General features: G+C 57.3%; 19 protein-coding genes and 2 pseudogenes. 9 read left to right on the top strand and 12 right to left on the bottom strand.

Annotated elements, in window-relative coordinates:
• Both ACPYOJ_RS29500 and ACPYOJ_RS29495 read left to right on the top strand, forming a co-directional pair.
• A partial coding sequence (locus tag ACPYOJ_RS29500) for a hypothetical protein (RefSeq protein WP_481419416.1) occupies positions 1 to 455 on the top strand: 455 nt, incomplete at its 5' end.
• Between the two features lie 102 nt (positions 456 to 557).
• Positions 558 to 842 (top strand): annotated as a pseudogene (locus tag ACPYOJ_RS29495) (transposase); the annotation flags it as partial.
• A 258-nt stretch (positions 843 to 1100) separates the two neighbouring features.
• Here the strand turns inward: ACPYOJ_RS29495 and ACPYOJ_RS29490 are convergent.
• Together ACPYOJ_RS29490 and ACPYOJ_RS29485 are read right to left on the bottom strand one after the other, a co-directional pair.
• Positions 1101 to 1457 carry a hypothetical protein gene (locus tag ACPYOJ_RS29490; protein ID WP_481419415.1) on the bottom strand — a complete coding sequence of 119 codons (357 nt, stop codon included), beginning with the start codon at positions 1455 to 1457 and terminating at the stop codon, positions 1101 to 1103.
• 336 nt (positions 1458 to 1793) lie between these two features.
• The gene (locus tag ACPYOJ_RS29485; RefSeq protein WP_481419414.1) at positions 1794 to 2822 is read right to left on the bottom strand and encodes an IS110 family RNA-guided transposase; all 1029 of its coding nucleotides are present in this window, start codon (positions 2820 to 2822) and stop codon (positions 1794 to 1796) included.
• Between the two features lie 509 nt (positions 2823 to 3331).
• On the opposite strand from ACPYOJ_RS29485, the gene ACPYOJ_RS29480 reads away from it, so the two are divergent.
• The 4 genes from ACPYOJ_RS29480 to ACPYOJ_RS29465 all read left to right on the top strand — a co-directional run bounded on the left by ACPYOJ_RS29480 (position 3332) and on the right by ACPYOJ_RS29465 (position 5098).
• Positions 3332 to 4051 (top strand): SOS response-associated peptidase, encoded by a 720-nt coding sequence (locus ACPYOJ_RS29480; protein ID WP_481419413.1) that lies wholly within the window; start codon positions 3332 to 3334, stop codon positions 4049 to 4051.
• 314 nt (positions 4052 to 4365) lie between these two features.
• On the top strand, positions 4366 to 4572 hold the full coding sequence (locus ACPYOJ_RS29475; protein ID WP_481419412.1) for a hypothetical protein: 207 nt from the start codon (positions 4366 to 4368) through the stop codon (positions 4570 to 4572).
• Positions 4569 to 4700 (top strand): hypothetical protein, encoded by a 132-nt coding sequence (locus ACPYOJ_RS29470; protein ID WP_481419411.1) that lies wholly within the window; start codon positions 4569 to 4571, stop codon positions 4698 to 4700. The genes ACPYOJ_RS29475 and ACPYOJ_RS29470 overlap by 4 nt, the downstream gene beginning before the upstream one ends.
• A gap of 98 nt (positions 4701 to 4798) precedes the next feature.
• A complete protein-coding gene (locus ACPYOJ_RS29465) occupies positions 4799 to 5098 on the top strand; it encodes a hypothetical protein (RefSeq protein WP_481419410.1) in 300 nt (99 codons plus the stop codon).
• Between the two features lie 1466 nt (positions 5099 to 6564).
• On the opposite strand, the gene ACPYOJ_RS29460 is transcribed toward ACPYOJ_RS29465, so the two are convergent.
• From ACPYOJ_RS29460 to ACPYOJ_RS29445, 4 genes are all read right to left on the bottom strand, one after another.
• Positions 6565 to 7680 (bottom strand): hypothetical protein, encoded by a 1116-nt coding sequence (locus ACPYOJ_RS29460; protein WP_481419409.1) that lies wholly within the window; start codon positions 7678 to 7680, stop codon positions 6565 to 6567.
• A 485-nt stretch (positions 7681 to 8165) separates the two neighbouring features.
• Positions 8166 to 8792, bottom strand: a complete 627-nt coding sequence (locus ACPYOJ_RS29455) for a hypothetical protein (protein WP_481419408.1) — start codon at positions 8790 to 8792, stop codon at positions 8166 to 8168.
• A gap of 243 nt (positions 8793 to 9035) precedes the next feature.
• Positions 9036 to 9317: a hypothetical protein gene (locus ACPYOJ_RS29450; protein WP_481419407.1), complete on the bottom strand. Its 282-nt coding sequence runs from the start codon at positions 9315 to 9317 to the stop codon at positions 9036 to 9038.
• Positions 9298 to 10188, bottom strand: a complete 891-nt coding sequence (locus ACPYOJ_RS29445) for a glycoside hydrolase family 108 protein (RefSeq protein ID WP_481419406.1) — start codon at positions 10186 to 10188, stop codon at positions 9298 to 9300. Before ACPYOJ_RS29445 ends, ACPYOJ_RS29450 begins: the two co-directional genes overlap by 20 nt.
• Positions 10189 to 10279: 91 nt before the next feature.
• Between ACPYOJ_RS29445 and ACPYOJ_RS29440 the strand changes: the two genes are divergently transcribed.
• The 3 genes from ACPYOJ_RS29440 to ACPYOJ_RS29430 all read left to right on the top strand — a co-directional run bounded on the left by ACPYOJ_RS29440 (position 10280) and on the right by ACPYOJ_RS29430 (position 13501).
• Positions 10280 to 10444: a hypothetical protein gene (locus ACPYOJ_RS29440; RefSeq protein ID WP_481419405.1), complete on the top strand. Its 165-nt coding sequence runs from the start codon at positions 10280 to 10282 to the stop codon at positions 10442 to 10444.
• A 450-nt stretch (positions 10445 to 10894) separates the two neighbouring features.
• Positions 10895 to 11158 carry a hypothetical protein gene (locus ACPYOJ_RS29435; protein WP_481419404.1) on the top strand — a complete coding sequence of 88 codons (264 nt, stop codon included), beginning with the start codon at positions 10895 to 10897 and terminating at the stop codon, positions 11156 to 11158.
• A 327-nt stretch (positions 11159 to 11485) separates the two neighbouring features.
• Positions 11486 to 13501, top strand: a complete 2016-nt coding sequence (locus ACPYOJ_RS29430; RefSeq protein WP_481419403.1) for an acyltransferase family protein — start codon at positions 11486 to 11488, stop codon at positions 13499 to 13501.
• On the opposite strand, the gene ACPYOJ_RS29425 is transcribed toward ACPYOJ_RS29430, so the two are convergent.
• The 6 genes and pseudogenes from ACPYOJ_RS29425 to ACPYOJ_RS29400 all read right to left on the bottom strand — a co-directional run.
• Entirely contained in the window at positions 13480 to 13878 is a 399-nt protein-coding gene (locus tag ACPYOJ_RS29425) for a DUF4376 domain-containing protein (protein ID WP_481419402.1), read from the bottom strand. The genes ACPYOJ_RS29430 and ACPYOJ_RS29425 overlap by 22 nt on opposite strands.
• On the bottom strand, positions 13875 to 14189 hold the full coding sequence (locus tag ACPYOJ_RS29420; RefSeq protein WP_481419401.1) for a hypothetical protein: 315 nt from the start codon (positions 14187 to 14189) through the stop codon (positions 13875 to 13877). Before ACPYOJ_RS29420 ends, ACPYOJ_RS29425 begins: the two co-directional genes overlap by 4 nt.
• A gap of 9 nt (positions 14190 to 14198) precedes the next feature.
• A complete protein-coding gene (locus tag ACPYOJ_RS29415) occupies positions 14199 to 15569 on the bottom strand; it encodes a hypothetical protein (protein WP_481419400.1) in 1371 nt (456 codons plus the stop codon).
• Between the two features lie 63 nt (positions 15570 to 15632).
• Positions 15633 to 17813 (bottom strand): phage tail protein, encoded by a 2181-nt coding sequence (locus ACPYOJ_RS29410; RefSeq protein WP_481419399.1) that lies wholly within the window; start codon positions 17811 to 17813, stop codon positions 15633 to 15635.
• Positions 17814 to 17817: 4 nt separating this feature from the next.
• Positions 17818 to 18240, bottom strand: coding sequence for a DUF6950 family protein (locus ACPYOJ_RS29405; RefSeq protein WP_481419398.1), 423 nt, complete (start codon positions 18238 to 18240; stop codon positions 17818 to 17820).
• 11 nt (positions 18241 to 18251) lie between these two features.
• A pseudogene (locus ACPYOJ_RS29400) lies at positions 18252 to 18587 on the bottom strand (hypothetical protein); the annotation flags it as partial.
• Positions 18588 to 18710 lie beyond the last annotated feature (123 nt).

Genomic DNA, 18710 nt, shown 5'->3' with positions numbered 1-18710 from the left:
GGGACTTGGTCAATACAAACGCCGATTATAGCCACGCGGTACCGGTGCTTGCCCACCATCTGTCCCTGCCGTATTCCGACCGCACACGCCAAGGTCTCGCGAGGGCACTCGCGGTTAAAGCATCGAGTTCAATATGGTCTCTCTTGGTGCGGGAGTACAGGGCTGCTCGCGGCGGCAAGGGTATTGTCGCGCCTGGAGATACCGAGGAACTCAATCTCGGGGCGAAAGACGGACTAGCCGTCGCTCTGTCTGCCGCTGTTACAAGAGAAACTCTGCCAGAGCTTGTTGCACTTGCGGAAGACCGGACGAACGGCTCCAGCCGCTTGTTGCTCTTGCACGGCATCAAGAAATTCCGAAACCCATCCGGAAAGGAGATTTTGAGGCGGTTCGTAAACGACCCCGATCTAGCACTTCAGGTGAGGCTCTGGTTGAAGCTACCGAAGATCGAGAATTAGCCACCGCTTGTCCGCTACGGGCCGATTGTGTTGAAAAACTCCGGGGTTGCCCGCACCGCAAATTACTGATTCACTTCCAAAATCTGAAGTGGAGCGAAGCAGATGCTGGGACCGAGGCAAGTCGATCAGGCCGCATTGTTTTACGAGTTTTCCATCGAAGGCCACATCCCCGCTGATCATATGCTTCGCTCGATCGACCGTTTTGTCGACCTGTCGGCGGTTCGAGGAGAGCTGGTGAGTTTCTACAGTCACACGGGTCGGCCGTCGGTCGATCCTGAACTGATGATCCGCATGTTGCTCGTCGCCTACTGCTTTGGCATCCGCTCGGAACGTCGCCTATGCGAAGAGGTGCATTTAAATCTCGCATACCGATGGTACTGTCGGCTGGAGGCAAGGTAACGACGGATGAGGCCATCGAGGTAATGAAAGGGGTGGGAAAGATCAGCGGAGAGTATGCCGCTTTAGCAGTCGTCTCTCATCTCGCTTACGCCGGTCGGGATGAAGACGTGGTGGAAGCTATCGACGCACTAGAACGACAGATAAGAGGGCGCTGGGATGAAGCTTCGACCCCTTGAGTTAAGGAACGATCGTTTGACCGCAATGGGCCGATAACCGACATCAACCGCTTCGCTCCAAGAGCGGACGTTATTCCCAATCGTAAATCGCGCCGAAAGGGGATCCGCCCCGCTCTTCAGCAACATGCCAACTCAGCCATGTCGGCTCGTCAATCAAACCGCGATCTCTCAAAGCTCGAAATAGATCTCGTGCTAGTTGCTCAGGCTTAGGAACAAGCTCGCTGTCGGATACGAAACAATCGAGCCGCCGGTGAGGAAAGTAGCCTTCAGGTGGGATTCTCGCGCTTGTGATGAAAAAGCGACCAACCCCTTTCGATAGCGAGCCGCCATCTTTGTTTCGTTCGATGTGATAGATACGGCCCGAACTGAAGTCCTCGTTCGCAGACCATTCGACATAAAAATCATGGGATAGATCTAGGTCGTTCATTCGCAGTTTCCTGAGAGAGCGGAATGCGAATGGTTAGCTTAGATAGTCGAAGAACTCCACCGATAGCGGCACCTTTGTCCGCTTCTCTAATCGGGCATTCTAGTCAAGCTCTTTCCGTTTTGTTCGTCGATGGCCTGATCGTTCACGCGGGTCACGCTTCTCTTCGCAGTCTGTTGGCTCCATTTGTTCGGAGCCGCTGCACGCATGCATGGGATCAGGGTCTGGAAAGCCGTGCTTTGGGACGCGCTCGAAGCGCAGCGGACATAATCGGCTTCATCCATCCCGTCGTCCGCATGGGACGATCCGGCCAGGATCGGGTTCGAGGGCTGTGTTAGATCATGCTGCAGCCTCCGATCGGAACCGGAACTCTGTACCATCGACCCACATGCGATGCAGCAAGACGGCAATTTTGCGAGCAACAGCGACGATGGCTCGCCGCCGTCCCTTTGTCTTCATCAGGCGCACACCCCATGCTTTCAAACTACTCCAGGCAATCGACCGCATAAGCATCGCATTGGCAGCAGCGTAGAGCGTCGCCCGTACATCGGCGTCACCAGCGTGTGAGATGCGGCCGGGATTGTCTTTTTCGCCAGATTGGAAGCGCCGCGGCGTCAGTCCGAAGTGGGCTCCGACAGTTCGCGAGCTTTTGAAACGGGTTGGGTCGTCGACCGCAGCCTTGAAGCTCAATGCCGTGACGTATCCAACACCTGGAACACTCATAAAACGTGTTGTAATGGCGTCTTGGTTGGCGGCTCTTCGCACTCGTCGATCTAGCTCGAGGAAAGCTTCGAGGAGCATTTGCCTGGCCTCTAGCATCGGCAGAAGCGCATGACTGAGCGACAGGTCGCTTTCGATCGTGCCGCGGACGGCCTCCTCGAATGCACCGCCCCTGAGACGTATCGGCAGCTTGACTCCGAAGACTTTGAGCAGCCCACGAATTTCGTTTTCGAGATCAAGACATTTCCGCTGCATCACCTTTCGGCTGGTGAGAAGCGCTCGGATGTAATGGCTTTCAATGCTCTTCACATGCACCCGGCTGTACCAACCAGATCGAAGCAGTTGGGCGATTCCACGTGCATCGTTTTTGTCCGTCTTATTCCGCATGGCCGAAAGAGCGGCATTGACTTGACGAGCCTCCATACACACGACATCGAAGCCAGCCTCCGTCAAGCCGTAGGTTAGGTGCTGCGAGAGCGTGCCAGCTTCGAGCCCGACCTGCTGGATCGGTTCGCCGAACTCGTTGAAGCAGCGAACAAGGTCAGGCACGTCCGATGGAACTGACCGCTCAAGTCTGACTTTCCCGGCCTCATCGATAATGCAGATTGCCACTGAGCGCAGTGACACGTCCAAAGCAGCGTAAAACATCGTCATCTCCCTTCATCCCGGTTGCACCGGGACTTTACTAGGAGCTTGCCTCTTGTGGGACCGCCCGATTACGCATGCTTAGGGCCGAATCCTGTCATCTCGCGGATGCATGAGCAGCGGCCACTGGACGGTCTTTTCTTCGCGTGGCAATGTTACCGCATGGACGATGTTCTAATTCAAGCGCACAAGCACTCAGCCAATCATCGGGAGAAAATAGAATCGAGTGGACGTTGCGGCTGCTTCTACTGCTGCGCGGTTTTTGAGCCGTGCGAGATTGAGGAATGGGTTGACGCTGAGACTACAGCGCTTTGTCCTTTATGCGGTGTTGATGCGGTTTTAGGGGATACCTCTGGATTCCCAGCGACGTCAAAAGACTTCCTTAGTCGAATGAAAAATCATTGGTTCTAAGGACTAGGTTTGACCGCTTCGGGCCGTAAGCGGTCACCTAGCGGCGAGCGCCCTTGACTCCTCGATCCAACGTGAACATTTTGAGAACGAAGGAGCTCAAAATGTGCGGACGCATATTCATTAAGACCAATCTCGAAAGCATGATGGACGCCTTCGCGTTCGCCGATCGGAAGGGTGCGCTCAGCCTCTCAAATCAGTTGCCGCGCTATAATGGCGCCCCTTCCCTCGATTACCCGATCATCATCAAAGACCTGGTGCGCGAGCCGGTGACCATGGGCACCATCTTTGTCAGCGCCCGATGGGGATTGATGCCGGGCTGGATGAAGCCAGGCGGAAGGCCGCCACCAATCAACGCGCGCTGTGAAGGCATTGCCACCAACGGCATGTTCAAGTCCGCCTATCGCTCGCGGCGCTGCCTGGTACCGATCGACGGCTTCTTCGAATGGAAAGACATCTTCGGCACCGGCAAGAACAAGCAGCCTTATGCCGTTGCCATGAAGTCGGGAAAGCCCTTTGCGCTTGCCGGCGTCTGGGAGACTTTCCGAGATCAGGCGGGCATTGAAATTCGCACGTTCGCCATCATCACCTGCTCGGCGAACGATATGATGGCCGCGATCCACGACCGCATGCCAGTCATTTTGCATCACGAAGACTATGACCGCTGGCTCTCTCCAGAGCCGGATCCCAACGACCTGATGAAGCCGTTCCCGTCCGAACTGATGACGATGTGGCCGATCGACAGGAAGGTCGGATCGCCGAAGAACGACAGCCCCTATATCATCGAAGAGATCGATCCCGATCCCGAACCGACACTGATCTGAAACTACCCACCGGCGTCGCGGCCGCCTTTCACCAATTCAGGGCAATTGACCTTGGAACGAGGAACGGATGCCGCATGCGTCGGTTTGTGCCGATACCGGATTGGACACCAGGCTATATCCACGTCTGCCCGCAACACGTTGATATCGTCGCGAAATGCTTAGCCTGCGGGGAGCAGCGGCCATTCGACAGGCGGGATCTGCCGTACGGGAAACGACACGCGCTGATCGAGAGCATAGAAGCGCACCTGAAATGCACATCCTGTGGAAAGAAGGCGGGGAGGTTGCTATTCGGCTATTACGCCAGTGGGGAATAAATGAGTATCGAAGGTCATACGAGCGCGCCAGGCGCAAATGTCCATGTCGAGCACTATTGCGACAATGAGGACGCCAACGGCATCCGCTGCACGGAATGGGGCTGCTATGGGTTCGAAGAGAGCAGTGCAATCACGCTCTGGTATTGCCGGAAGCATCAGCCGCTGAACTATCGCGGACTGCCTCCGCATGGGGTGTTGCCACCATGATGCCGGAAGATCAGGGAGAGCCGCGCGGGCCTGACTGGTGGATGTGGCCGGTGATGGCGCTCGCCATGCTTGGAGCGATTGCCGGCGTCATCGGGAGCTTGGCGGCGCTGTTCGGCCTATTCGGATAACGGATCATCTTACGATCCTAGACCGGAACTTGCCTGTGCTTTAGCTGTTTCTAATGTCTATGTCAGACACTGTGCGTCCGTTTCGGGAGGAACGTGTCATGCTAAAGTTCAGCCGACGCTTTCAGAAATCGCCTCAACGGCGCCTTCCAGCGCAAAATATCGATGCTGATGTGAGCATAGATCCTGCCCTCGTCTGCTCATCGGCCGTTTCCCTTTCCACTTCAGCACTCTTTGCAGCTTTGATGCTGCATCTTGAGGAGAAAGGCGTCTTGTCCACCCAGGATCAGCAAACAATCTATCAGCTAGCGGTCTCCCTGCTGGACACCGGTCCAGTCGACGACGGTGGCGTGACAGAACTTGCACGCGAGATTATCGAACAGCAGCTTCGGCACGATTGAGTACGCTACCAGACCGGAACAGCAGCGGCATCTCGACGTTAAGTGTTGGGATCGCGTGGCGTGGCTTACTGTTTTGCCCCTTCCTTGCCCTCTGGGAGGCCGCGCGATCCTTCGTCGAATTGCCTGCTTCGGCAGGGCTTTCTGTTGAGGGTACGTTAACGGACCGCAACGAACAGCCGTTCGGCTCGTTGATGAGGCGGAATGCGCCAGGCATTACCCCGCCAGCGCATCCAGCCGGCGAGTGCTGGCCACCTTACCCCGCCCCCACTTGCGGGGTCCTTTTTGTCCGTCCGGTATCGAACGGGAACACTTGCTAATGCTGATCGTGATTAGCTAGGCCGCGGTAGGCTTCTGCCCCGCTTGGACGAGACTTTTTGGGAACATTGCAGAACTAGCCTTGTTTAGCACACTTGGCCGCGTGGCAGTTCCTCCTGTTCAACCGGATGACACCCCTCTCCGGGTGCCGCGTGGTCAATCCCGCGCCTAATGGCTAGGGGACTCATTAGGCGCGGCAAGGGCTCGCTTTTCCGTAGGAGCGGGCCCTTCGATCCTAACCCTAATTGATTATTGACGAGCAGGCCCCCTATTTTTAATTTTTAGGCGCTGAAGCCTCCCCGGCACAGCGCCGTGACGGCCACGTTACCCAATATCCGAGGCCGCCGAAGACCAGGGGCTCGCCTATCCGCGACCCTTTGGACGAGCCCCTTGGTCGAATATTTAACCGCTGTGGCGCTGTTCGACATCTTCCCCATTAAGGCTTGCCACGGGAAAACTATCTGTCAATGTGCATTCGGAGTTGGTCTGCTGCTTGGACCGATTCCATGCCCGGGTTTCGCGCAACCTGCGAGGCGTAACAAGGGCTCGCTTTCAGCACAGGCGAGCCCTTCGTTCCCCTCGACGCAGTCACTCGGCGGAGGCGCGTTCTGGCATCGCCCGCCAGCGCATCCAGCCAGTCACACTGGCGAGCTGACCCCGCTATCGCTCTTCACTATCCAGCGGGGTCTCTTTCGTTGGTACGCTAGCGCACAGGAACGCCGGAGAGGCTCAGTTCGTTGTTGGTATGGCCGCGCGGCAGTGTTTCCAGACCCAACCACCAGCGACGAGCGCCCTCAAGCTGGTACCGCGTGGCCACCGGTTCTTATCGTAGTTCCACATGCTGCAGGCTTCGAGGAATACTATAGCGTCGGGGGACAGGGGCTCGCCTTCTCAACGGGCGGGCCCTCGTCCTCTGAGTAATGATAACTGACAATTGGACGACAGGGATTGCGCTCTACCTTTGTTGAGGCTGTCATCCCCAAGACAGCGTCATGACAAGCCACGGCGTCAATCCCAAAATCCACCCCTTGCGCCGTGGTTCGAGCCCTTTGGTCGACATGGCGGAAAGAGGGCCAGATATGCATCTGATTAAACCTGAAGTTCGAAGATTTCATATTCCGGCAGCAAGAGATTGGGGGAGAAAAACCTCGTCAGTCACGCTCCGACGAATTCTCAGGATCATCCTGTATGCTATAGCCTGCGTCATCGTGGCTTGTTTGGCAGGTGCCCAGATTGTGCTCTCGATCGCCATCTATTTTGGATGGAGGCCGCACTGGTAATTCTATCTCGTTGCAAACGACAGTAATAGCGCCCAGCCGATCCTGGCGGCGCACGGTTTCCATCAAGAGTTTGGCGCTAGCGCTCCTCATCTGCCGCCAGTGAGCGCTCAATTTTCGGGGAAACGTCTTCTGCGAGCGAAGTCGCCGTGCCTGCGAGGCCCCCCTGTAAAGATTAGAATCGTATTTGTTGGCCCAGATGACCGCTCCGTCGGCCCGGCGCACTAGACGAATAGTTGAGCGCACGTGATCGCCCTCCAGCTGAATGCGGCCTTGAAGCGCATAGGTTGGATCGGCCATACGGCGCTCCTTCGTACCGCGAAACATGTCGACAAGGACGACGATGTCGTTGGACCTGGCAAGCTTGTCGATGATCGCATCGGATATGCCCTGAGAAAGGGCTTCGGATCGGTAATCTGGACCGGAGCGCTCGAAGGGTTCAACCATCACGCTCGGGCGGCTTTCCACGAGGATCGGCACCGCTATTGCGGGATAGTTGGCTTGGTGCACCAAAGGGACGGCCAAAGGCGCCGCAGCAATGATGGCAGTCGCGCCCGCTGCGATCGAATAACGTAAGCGCCGGATGCGACCAAGGACAGGCAAAGGATCGCCGTCCGGCTGCCGAGCACAAGTGGCGAACGCCGGAACATAGCGACCCTTTGGGATCGTGATGATAATCCTGTCATTCAACCCGGCTATGAGGTAGTAGCGCTCAAGTTCTCGCCGAATTCGGCGGGCTTCGATCCTGACACAGGGATCGATCTGTGCATCATATGATGTATCACGACCGAAGATTTGTTGGGCGATAGTCGCCGCTTTCAAATACTTGTCTCGACCTTCCAGCGTTTCGTCTACGACGAACTGAAGGAATTTGCGCCCTCGCTGGGGAAGACAAAAAACCTCACTTGAGAGGATGCGCCGCAACTGCTCTCGTACATCTTCAGTCGAGGGAGCTGCTACATGAATTGTGCCTGTACCTACGCTTTCCATCGGGCTCCTCCCGGATTCTGAAGCTTAAGGTACCCACCACCTACAGACGATACTCATCTGGCATAACGTAAGCAATCGCGAATGTGCGATACGGTACTAACACGCTGTTCGTCTGCCTTTCGGCGGTGTGTTGTCTTTCTCACTATACTACCTTGACGAGAAAGAACCATATGGCAATCTGACATCGAATTCGGTCTGGCTGGACACTAACCGGGTTCACGCTGCTGGTTCGACGGAACCATTCGACGCGGCGGGGCTCGCCTGCCTAGGGGCGGGCCCTCGATCCCTCGATCACGGCTGGCATCACTCCAATTGATTATTGACGAGCGGGCGCCGCTTGAGTTTTAGTTTAGGAGCTGTAGCCACCAAGCCCGGCGCGTGGCGGCCACGTTTTCCCAATATCCGTGGTCGCAAGACCAGGGGCTCGCCATCTTTGGAGGAGGCTCGCCATTTTTGGACGAGCCCCCTGGTCGCCTTTCCACGTTTCATTGCGAGGGCCCTGTCTGCCCCCCAGAGAGCCGCTGACGCTCGATGCGGTCGATCCGCTCTCTGAGGTCAAGCAGGATATCCCTCGCACCGTAGACGTTGCCTTGCGCCTGCTTTACGTCGTCGAGCTGCCGTTGCTGGTCGGTGAACCGCTGGTCATAGCTGGCGAAGACGCGATCGAGTTCTTCCCGCGGTACCTGGGCGTCACGAAGCTCTTTCACGCTGCCGTCCGTCCTGGCGCGATCCTCGGCGCTTCGCTGTGTGCGCCATTCGAGCTCGCTCTGCGTCACCATCTTCTCTGCGAGTATCCCGACGGATTGCTTCAGGTCGCTGGTCGCTTCCCGGATCGGGAGATAGGCAAGGCCGCCAAGCATGGCTGCGAAGGTCAACGCCACACCAAGGGCCTGCCATTGCGGCTTGTTGCGCTCTGCCAGATTCGTTGACAGAGCTGCAATCGATGATCTGGTCTCGTTCGCCAGCGCCGTAACCGCGGCGTCGATACCTTTGAACCCGGCCCGCATCTCCGCTTCAAGATCGGTCTGCCGGCGCCCGAGATTGGTCACCCGCTCGCCAAGCTGGGCGGTTACTGCATCCGTATAAACTCGGTGTGCATCATTGTTGTTCATATCATCCGCCATCTATGCGCCGCCCCTGCCCTTCAAATGCTCTATCCCTGCTTGACCGGCGAAAGCCGATCGACTATTTCGCCGCCGCCGTGCTCGATAAGCCATGAGGCGGCATTGGGAGGGTCCGGCCAGCCTGTGAGGCCGGGCCCTTGCTACCAGCAGCCCTGAGAGGCGCCGAAGCGATTGTGTGATGCCACCTGGTTGGCAAACGGCCGATCGGTCTCGAGGATGAAGACCGACGTCTCAAGGCTTGGCTGAAGCTTCTCGAACCCGGCGCATGCAGTCGGCTTTGTCACTGTCTGGCAGCCCGAAATCATTGCACAGAGCGGCAGCATCAAGAGAAGAGACTTGACCATTGATCTTTCCTTTTTCGGCAAAGCGTTTGACCGCGGTTTCCAGCGCTTGTGTCGCGGCCTGCTGACGCCCCTCAGAGCGTCCGACGAGGATTGCAGGGTAGATGGCAACGAGAGCGCCCAACGCCGCTCCCGCGCCGATCTTGAGCCATTCAGGCAGCAGCTTGAGCATTGACCGCCACCCTCAGATCGAGAGCATCTTGCAGCTCGTCCCTCTTGCGCTTCGCATACCAGCGATAGGCAAGGCCGCCGATTGTCAGCACAGCGCTGGCGACGATCAGCCCCGCGACCACCTTGCCGATGAATTCGCTGCTCGTGCTGAGCGGCGTCAACTGATCCTGGGCCTGCTGCAGCGTGCCGGCGAGCGTGCCGGAGCCAATGCCGCCGCCCGTTGTCGCGTCCGCAACCGCAAGCACCGGGGCGGGCTTGGCATCGGAGATCAGCGCCTTGGCCTCGCCGCCGGCTACATACTCGATCTCGGGACCAACCGAGCCGGTTGCCCACGCCTGCCCGACCGCACGCACGCCGTTGACGCGGGCCGTCCAGCCCTTGCCGAACGACTTCCACGTCTTCAGCGCCTTGAGGAAAGCCATGCGGCGATCGAGGATACGCGCGATCAGGCTGTCGTTGTCGTTGACGCCGCCGAGCGCCAAGAGCGTCCCCTGCCCGAGAATGCCATCTATGAGCCCCTGATACAGTCCCATCGCCTGGAGCGCGCGCTGCACCCACTTCACGGATTGCGCAACGCCGGAATGCACTGCCCCGTCAAAGACGACACAGGACACGCCAGGCGCCAGCTTGTCGCCCTTAATCTCGTCCCAGTATTTCTTGCGGTAGATGGCTTCCAGCTCGGAATTGCTGATGTTCTTGACCGGCATGAGCGGCAGACCATGCGAGCGGCGATACTCGTCATAGACCCGTTGCGTCACGCCTCTCATCGTTGCGCCGCCGGGATCCTTCGGATTGTTGGAATATCCGCCTTCGATGATAAGCACCTTGGCGAGAGAACGTGCGAATTCGTTTGCGGGGTCGATGACCTGCATTGTTGAGCTCCAGATTGTTGTCGAAAGGTTCAGGCAAGCCACCGGCGCGATAGGCGGTCCCACTTGCAACAGGTGACTTGGCGTGAGCACAATGCCGGAAGTCGATTCCCGCTTGTGCCCGATGATCATGAGGATCTTCGATATGGTCTATGACTGGACTGGTGTGCGTACCCGGCGTATCCGCAGAATTAAACTGGCAGCAGCCTCGATTATTGCCCTGGTCATTGTGGCTGCACCAGTTCTCGCCTTTTCCTAAAGCTGTGTGTATCGACGTCGAACGCAGCATTGAATGTGCTGCGCCGGTGGCTGACCCGGCGCGCCATGGAGACCCGGTAAGGCCCCAGCCCTATGCCGGGTCTCCACCTCAAGCACCGTCGCGAAGAACTTCGCACGATCCATGGGAGGCTGCAGATTGTGTTGGGGTTAGGCAGACGGTGTTCGTGAAGAGTGGCAAGTCATCCCAGTATCTTACGATGTCCGGCAATATTGCGCCTGATATGGGAGGTAGATCTTCAGCGCCTAGTTGGTCGGCGCTTTCTCTCAATTATAAGGTGCGTGAATGTTCTGGGATTTCTTCACAATCGCTTTGATTTTCATTACGCTATTTTTCGGCCGCGAGGCGCAGATCGTGCTTGCGAAGGCCCGGCTGTCAAACTGGCGCAGCTTCACACTTCGCTAAACGTCCTGGAAAGAGACGCCTAAACCAGTGGTAGAGATTATGGACGTGCAGATATTGATTAAGCGCGCTGCCGATGCGGGTGGCGTACTAAATGTCACCTGTTACGAAAAGAACGATTTGGAGATTGTGAAAGAAGCCGAAAAGCAAGGCTTGCTCAAGATCGATCTTCGCGGATGGGATGATTTAGATTTTGCTGTCTTGACCAATAAAGGAAGACGGCAAGTCGGATTGCCGGAACGCTTCAACTTTTTAGAATGGTTTGTGAACGCCACGCGTAAGTTATTGACTTAGTTCCGACGTTGTTGATTTGCGGCGACCAGGCGCGCGAAAGCACCCGGCGAACGTCGGGGAGTTTCATGGGGATGTCCTTGGAGTGTGCCGGACAGAGACGCGTCCGGTGGATATTAACCGGCGGTTATTAGTGTCGTTTCATTGCTGTTGCGCGATCGACGCGCGCTTATAGTCTGTAGGTGCCCCAACGAGGCACCCCTTGGAGACCCGGCACCCGCCCTACCCAACGACCCGCCGGGTCTCCCTACTCACCAAAATCTCTCGGTCCAACTGTGGAAAGATGCCTCGGCAAATGGTAGTTGCATCTCGAATATGAGATGAAAACGCATGCTTCAGCAATTTTCCGAGAATAGCCGTTCCACGAAGCCATCGTTTCGACCCGATATTGAAGGCCTGCGAGCAATAGCGGTGCTAGGCGTCGTAGCCTTTCATTTCGGCATCCCATACTTCCAGGGAGGATTCGCCGGCGTCGACGTATTCTTCGTCATCTCCGGCTACCTGATCAGCTCGCATCTGAATGACGAGCTCTCAAAGACAGGCGGCATCGATCTCTGGCGCTTCTACGCCAAGCGCGCGCGTCGGTTGATGCCTATGGCGGCCCTGGTCATTGTGACCAGCCTTGCCGTGTCCTATCTGATTTACTCCCCGATAGAACAGCGGGAGTACCTGTCGCACGCCGCGTTCACCGCGACGTATCTCATCAATTTCCATCTGCTCGATCAGTCTCTCGACTATTTTGGAGCGGAGGCGGCGGCGAGCCCTTTCCTTCATTATTGGTCGTTAGCCATCGAAGAGCACTTCTATCTCATCTGGCCAGTCTCTCTCATCATATGCCGGCGTTTCACCAAGAAGAGCACCGTCGTCATCTTGGCGACGACTATCCTCTCTTTCGCGGCTTGTGCCGTCGTCACGCATCTCGCTCAGCCGGTGGCCTTTTACCTGCTTCCCTTCCGCATCTGGGAGTTCTCCGCTGGTGGTCTATTGGCCATCATCGCACCGAGGAAGTTGAAGCAGACCGGATTGCTTCAGATGCTCGGCATCGCGGCAATCGTATGCTCGTATCTGTTCATGACGGACGGCATGCCTTTTCCCGGCTGGATCGCCCTGTTTCCCGTACTCGGAACCGTTCTTGCAATAGCCGCGGGAGATAAGGAAAAGTCCGGAAACTGGTTAGAGAAGGCGCTTTCCGCGCGACCGCTGGTAATGATCGGCCGGGGTTCCTATTCGATCTATCTATGGCATTGGCCGGTCATTGTCTTTGCCAGGGTGTTAGATCCGCATCTCGGATCTACGACCATCGTTTCGTGCTTGCTCCTGACGGCGATCCTCTCTTATGGATCATACCGCTTTATTGAGTTGCCTATACGCCAGTCCGCGGGATTAATCTCGACTAGACCCCGATCGGCATGTCTAGTGGCGGGCACCATGGCACTCAGTCTCGTGGCTGTTTTCCTTGCCTCAGCGGCTGCGCACTCTGGTATGGATAGCCGATTCCAAGCCATTGAGAACGTCATCAAAGTCCGGTCTGCGGGTTACCGACAGAATGGGAAGCCCTGTGTCACCAAGTTCACATCCGACGAGGTTTATACCTGTGAATTTGGGAAACCTGATGCGAACCACGTGGTAGCCCTTTTTGGGGATTCCCACGCGGAAATGTGGTCTACCGCGCTCATCGACCTTGCCGAGAAGCGAGGCTGGAAGCTGATCACTTTCCTCAAATCATCGTGCGCCGCATCAGACGCCGTGGTATGGAGCTCAAACCTTAAGCGCCCATTCGACGAGTGTTCAGTGTGGCGAAGAAAGGCCCTTGAGAAACTCAAGAGTATTCGCCCCGATGTTGTTATCGTCGGTCAAATCTCGGCCGCGTACATTCAGGGGGCACTAAACAAGGATGATCCCCACCGCCTCACTTACGATGCATGGGCGGCGGGTCTCCGTTCGACTCTCAGATCACTATCGGCGAGCACGGACCATATCGTCCTTCTTCGTGACGTTCCGGTCTTGACGCACGACGCACCCACCTGCGTAGCTCGTGCGTTGTGGTGGCGAGTGCCGGCTGATCGATGTGATGTGGCGCGCGAAACGGGGCTAGATATTCACCTCGCGGAGATCGAAAGAGCCGAAGTTTCGGCCTTCCGCCAGGCGAGCTATGTAGATCTGACCGACTTGATTTGTGACGCAGAGACCTGCAGAGCATCAGTTGAAGGCAAACTCCTGTATCGGGACTCCCATCACATTTCCATGCCTTTTGCAGATCAGGCAGCGGAAACATTGGCGCAGCGTATTCCTGAGCTTTCAGCTCTCAGTACCTATGCCGGAACTCAGCCCACCGAAGGCCAATAGGCCGCGTTTGTCGCGTAGTCTGCCGGAATCAATCCCATCGCCTTGATGGCGAAATAGTCCTGATAAAGCGGCTGTCGGTAACCCGCGGCGGCGAGCAGGATTTGTTGCCATTCGGCAGCCGTCACGTCTACTGGTCCTGTATCCGTTTTTATGGCAATCGCCCCATCAGGAGTTCCGCTGTTGATGAAAGCCTGCGCCAACGGCGTGACCTCATTCATCCACCGATCCATATCCTTCGGCGTGGTGCCGAAATGATGCGTTCCGCGCGTATCGGGGAACGTATAGTCGAAGCCCAGCGCAAGGCGACGATCAAGCTCGGCAGAAAGCATATCGGCGGTGGGCGCCGCTTTCACTGGATCAATCTTGATGATGCTCATGCGCCTATTCCATCAGTAAGATCGGCCTCATCAACCGTCCACGCATCCCGCGCGGATCGATTGGCCGGGAGATCGGAGGCGTCGATGATCTTGTAAGGTCGGGGTGTTGAAACCCACTCGCCCTGCTCTACCGCCTCCCCTGTCTCTGGGTCGGCATCGAATACACCCGTGCCATGCCAGACCATCTTAGGCGGCACGTCCTTGGCTGCGATTTCCTCAATCGTGAGGCCACAATCGGCGGGAATGACGATTGCAACGCCGCCATCATCGCTCTGGTAAATGATGCGCTTGTTTGGATCGAATGCGGTCATTGGATTACCTCACCTAAGAACGGCGACAGAAATGCCGGAAGTGTCACCGATACCGCCGGTCACTGCGGAAGAAAGAACTAGAGCCATTATAGGAATAGCCGAAGCGGTCTTGGTCGCGCTCGTATCAACACTAATCAAGGTCCCTCCCGATCCAGCTGAGCTGTTTGATGAGGCGACAATTGCAGCGTCCGCATCAGCGACAGCAGCAGTTAAATTAACAGTCCAGCGTCCCGTTCCCCTATCCGTGATTGAAGACACATTGCTGCTCGTGACGATGGCGGGGGTGCCGCCCCCGTTGAAGTTGACCCATGCCTTGACGTTCGCATCGGAAATCAGCGCCAACGTCCCGGAAGCATTCGGAAGAGCAATGTTCCTGTCCGCCGTAGGCGTCCCCGTGAGCGCGTATTTGAAGCCATTCAAGACAATCCCGAACGTCGAGCCATCAAAACGCGCATTTGCAATCGTCCGCGTGGTCTTGAAGATGCTCGAAATCAGGTTAGTGAGAGATACCTTCTTCAGCACCCAAGAGGCGCCACTATCAGCGATACCGAGCTCATCCGCATCATCGAGAGCAGTCTTCCCAGTAGCCGCATGGATCGCCGCGGCAATCCCAGTGGTAACAACCGCCGCGGCCTTCTGCGCCCAATGGAAAGCCGAATACAGACCGCCGGAAACGACAACGTCTTCGGGATTGTTGGCCCACTTCTCTGCCATATCCTCGCTGTTGCCGGCGTTGGTCTCTGACGTCGCCGCGGCACTTTCGCTCGCGGCAGCAGCGTCTGCCGCCGCTTCAGCAGCGGCAACAACTGCCGATGACACTTGATCACTTACGAGGCGGAAGGTCGACCCAGTCACAACGCCGAGCAGTTGCATACCGGCCACGAGGCCGCCAACAGACACATCATTGCCGGTGTTAGTCTTGATCGTGAGCGCAGATCCGCCGTTGAATGCGACCGTCACCGGCGATGCGGTATTGGCCTCAAACACGTTCATAATGACCAGCGCCGACGAGCTGATTGGTATGGTGCTCGTTGCAATAATCGCATTCGCCGTGCCGGCTCCAGCATCCACCGCAGTGATGAAGCTATAAGCCAGATCGCCGAGCCTCGTCCACGAACCAGAGCCGGAGACACCGGATTTCTGGTAGATGCCGTTGTAAGCCGCAGTTGTATCATCAACTACCCATGCCATCGTATTGGCTGCGTGCGCCAGGTCAGCAAACAGATCGGCGCGCGTCTGGAATATCGTCCCTGCGTTGGCCCCGATCGCGGTCACGAACGATTCAAGATACGTCCCCCACGCGCGAATGCGCGACTTTTCTGGCTGATAGGGAGTCCCCGCAGGGCCATCAGCCCAGACGGTATTTGCGTTCTCTGCCATGACGGCTCCATAAAAAGGCGCCCTGGCTAGCTGCCGGAGCGCAACATTTCGATTTCAGGTTGGTTAAACGGCTACCGTCGCCGATGCCTGAGCGGTGGATGCCACGCCGGAGCCGTTTTCAGCTCCACACCAGTATTTCCACGTGCCCGTGCCCGGCGTGTCGGGGAATGAGATCACCTGATTTGCCGAGACGGTGTAGCTTGCGATCTGGGTCGCGGCGGCAAAGCTCTGTGCCGTCGTGCCGCGCTTGAAGATCAGGCGAACCGTGTTGTCGTTGGCGGCCTGAGCGCTAACCGTGACTGTCCCGAGGGAGTTCACAGCCGACATGTTGGTCGGTGTGCCTGGGGGCGTCGGATCTGCCGTTGAGGCTATGCTGACCGTAGTGGACCAGTCCGAATATCGGCCCTTCGAGCATCTAAATGCCACCTGAACATCTAGGAGCTTGTTTGAGGGCACGACGTTGGTGTTGACAGTCACGAATCCGGTGACCGGAGGCGCATCGGGAAATAGCTGCTGCACCCACGCGCCCGGCACTCCGGACCCGGTATCGGCAACACGGTAGCGAACTACCGGCGTTAGGCTGTCATCCTCAGGATCAATGATGATGGCGCGAATATAGACGGTGCTGCCGCTTGGAACAGCTTGGACGAGATTAACCACCGGAGTGACCAGACCTGCCGCGTTGGGCGCCGGCGGAACTGGTGGCTGCTGCCCCTCGTCAGTCGCAGGAGTCCACTCATCAATATTGTCAGGATGGCTGACGATATCCATCGAAAAACCGCCGCGCGTTAGCGAGAGCAGCGCACGCCTGTTTTCAACGATCTTGCCGTCCAGCCGTGGGAGGCGATTCGGAGTCTCGAGTCTGTTCCAACGGTTATAGACTGCGTTGATGCCAGACAGCCGAACGTCGATAGACCCTTTGGTTTTCTGCTGAAGACGCAACCACTCGCGCTTCGCCAGTCGCCTCGCTTGGCGCCACTGGTGAACCCACGAAAACTCTACCTCCTGCGAAAGGACACGACCTGCCTTCAACTGCGCGTCGGTGTCTTCGAGGTAGTCCGTATCGCACGTCGAATAGTCCGTGGCCGGATAGGTGAATTTCGGTACGAGCCTGTTGATCTCGTCTTCGAAGAGAACGTCGTACTGGATGTTGTGACCAACGATATCGGGGTCGGTTATCACGCCACAGCGACTTTCGCGGAATTTGCCAACAGTCAGTATGCGCGCGCCGTCGCCCCGAGCTACAAGGTGGCCATCGCAGGATGCGAGAATCGCGTTCGTGGCCGCCTTTGGGCCGTTCTCTGTCGTGTCGAAACCGTTGCACTGATATCGTTTTTCCGTCCCGCCGCCGTTGAGCGGCACATTCTCGTCGCAAATGTCGGCCTCTTCGATCCATAGATCGAGAACCGGCAGAAGAGCCTTCGTATAGTCTAAGCCTTCGCCGAATTCGTTGAAGCAAAGATGCCAAGCGAGAATAACGGCAGAGTTCTGTGTCCACTTCCACGTCGTGGGATCTGTCGGACTTTGCGTTGGATCGCGGAAATCCCAGCAAAGTGCCATGTCAGCTTCGACGGAAAGAGACGGCGCCCCGTACGGGAAGCGCTTCTGGAAATCTTCTTGTTTCGGAGAACCGGCGAGCAAGGCAACAGAAGCTTGTCCGTCGCCGCGATGGTCATCGGTCCATAGCTCTCCGAGCACGTCAACGATGGCTACATACGGTGTCTCAGTTGGAAGGCCAACGCGAGAATAAATGATAACCTTCTGGTCGCCATATCTGCCGTCGGCCAGGCCGTTAACGTAGCCTAGCGCGGCAAGGGTGACCTCGTCGTCATGCAAATAGTAGCGGTTGACAGATTTGATACGATGGCCCGCGATAGCCTGAACCGCACACAAGCTCTTACCCTTCGCCTCCCACAGCATGTAGGCGCCAGCCACGCGGGTGCGGCCAACTCCCCACCAACGGTAAGGAATCGCTTGCGTCTTCGGCACCTTGCCGTCTTCTGGCTTCGGCGTCTTCACGTTTGGCGCCAGTAGAAGCTGAATGCCCATCGTCAGCGCCGTCGTCGCGATTGCCGTTGACAGCCCGACCGCAAACGACGTCAGCGCGGTACCAGCGCCGAAAATGGGTGTGAAAAGCGCCGTGAAAAGTGGGGTAAAGATCGGATCGAAAAGAACTTCGCTATAGAGCGAAGTCGTGCATGCCAGGCCGTAGCGCTGGAGCATCATTCTGTGATGGAGGCTCAAGAGATTATGCTCCGCTGTTGGCGGTCGGTAGATGCCATGCGGCTATGAATTCGAGGTGCTTGGAGCGAACGCCGTCAGGTGCCAGAAGCGCCCAAAGAGGCCCGAAACGTATGGCGCCGATTTCCTTGATCTTGCCGTCGAGGCCAGAGGGAGCGAGGACGACACCAACGTCCCCGCTGGTTGGCTTCGAAGTGCGCACCCATCCCATGGGCTCAATGCCGCCGGCGATGAGTGGAACGGCGCCACCGGCCTTCGTTAGGATTGCCAGGGCGCCCTGCTCGTCGCGGTATGTTCCCCTGACGCAGGCTGTAGGATCCGTGCCGGTAAGCTCTGCGATCCACGACCCAAGAAACATAATGCAGTCGTCGCCGCCCATTCCGCCCCATCGAAAGCGATGCGGCAGGCGCAAGAATTCGTGCAACGTCATGAAGCTACCATCTATGTATAGTGAGGCCAGACCGGCTGAACGCCTCGAGAAAGGCGTGCCGTGCCGTCGCAGAATTTGTCGGTTGGCGAAATTGCCTTCTGATGCGGCCCGGACCAAAGCGAACGAGAGGCGCGAGAGCGCGTCGTTTCGCCGGAGACCACCGAGAGCGAAAGCGTCAGCGTCGGCGATGCGTTGCCCTGCACTGCCGCGCTGGATTCAGCCACATGGGATGCTGTTCCGGTCCAGACCGGGATAACATTGCTCATTGGCTGGAAATAGTCGTCGAGGGTTGTCAGCCCAAGCTGCACCTTGGCGCCTCTGAGCGGCGGCAGACTGTCAAGCATCTTGCCGCCAGCGATAACCACCATTCAGCCTCGCGCCGAGCCAATTGATGTACTCGTACTGCTCAGGATCCTTGATCTTGCAGTCTTCGTACGAAGCGGTGACGATACCGCCACCGCTCATCTCTA

The sequence above is a fragment of the Rhizobium sp. SVR5-9E genome (assembly GCF_056755095.1).
This window is presented reverse-complemented; position numbering and strand designations above follow the sequence as displayed.

Bases quoted from the DNA above. Each gene is read 5' to 3' on its own strand.
- ACPYOJ_RS29490 (WP_481419415.1), bottom strand. From the start codon at position 1,457: ATGAACGACCTAGATCTATCCCATGATTTTTATGTCGAATGGTCTGCG.
- ACPYOJ_RS29485 (WP_481419414.1), bottom strand. From the start codon at position 2,822: ATGTTTTACGCTGCTTTGGACGTGTCACTGCGCTCAGTGGCAATCTGC.
- ACPYOJ_RS29480 (WP_481419413.1), top strand. From the start codon at position 3,332: ATGTGCGGACGCATATTCATTAAGACCAATCTCGAAAGCATGATGGAC.
- ACPYOJ_RS29475 (WP_481419412.1), top strand. From the start codon at position 4,366: ATGAGTATCGAAGGTCATACGAGCGCGCCAGGCGCAAATGTCCATGTC.
- ACPYOJ_RS29470 (WP_481419411.1), top strand. From the start codon at position 4,569: ATGATGCCGGAAGATCAGGGAGAGCCGCGCGGGCCTGACTGGTGGATG.
- ACPYOJ_RS29465 (WP_481419410.1), top strand. From the start codon at position 4,799: ATGCTAAAGTTCAGCCGACGCTTTCAGAAATCGCCTCAACGGCGCCTT.
- ACPYOJ_RS29460 (WP_481419409.1), bottom strand. From the start codon at position 7,680: ATGGAAAGCGTAGGTACAGGCACAATTCATGTAGCAGCTCCCTCGACT.
- ACPYOJ_RS29455 (WP_481419408.1), bottom strand. From the start codon at position 8,792: ATGAACAACAATGATGCACACCGAGTTTATACGGATGCAGTAACCGCC.
- ACPYOJ_RS29450 (WP_481419407.1), bottom strand. From the start codon at position 9,317: ATGCTCAAGCTGCTGCCTGAATGGCTCAAGATCGGCGCGGGAGCGGCG.
- ACPYOJ_RS29445 (WP_481419406.1), bottom strand. From the start codon at position 10,188: ATGCAGGTCATCGACCCCGCAAACGAATTCGCACGTTCTCTCGCCAAG.
- ACPYOJ_RS29440 (WP_481419405.1), top strand. From the start codon at position 10,280: ATGCCGGAAGTCGATTCCCGCTTGTGCCCGATGATCATGAGGATCTTC.
- ACPYOJ_RS29430 (WP_481419403.1), top strand. From the start codon at position 11,486: ATGCTTCAGCAATTTTCCGAGAATAGCCGTTCCACGAAGCCATCGTTT.
- ACPYOJ_RS29425 (WP_481419402.1), bottom strand. From the start codon at position 13,878: ATGAGCATCATCAAGATTGATCCAGTGAAAGCGGCGCCCACCGCCGAT.
- ACPYOJ_RS29420 (WP_481419401.1), bottom strand. From the start codon at position 14,189: ATGACCGCATTCGATCCAAACAAGCGCATCATTTACCAGAGCGATGAT.
- ACPYOJ_RS29415 (WP_481419400.1), bottom strand. From the start codon at position 15,569: ATGGCAGAGAACGCAAATACCGTCTGGGCTGATGGCCCTGCGGGGACT.
- ACPYOJ_RS29405 (WP_481419398.1), bottom strand. From the start codon at position 18,240: ATGACGTTGCACGAATTCTTGCGCCTGCCGCATCGCTTTCGATGGGGC.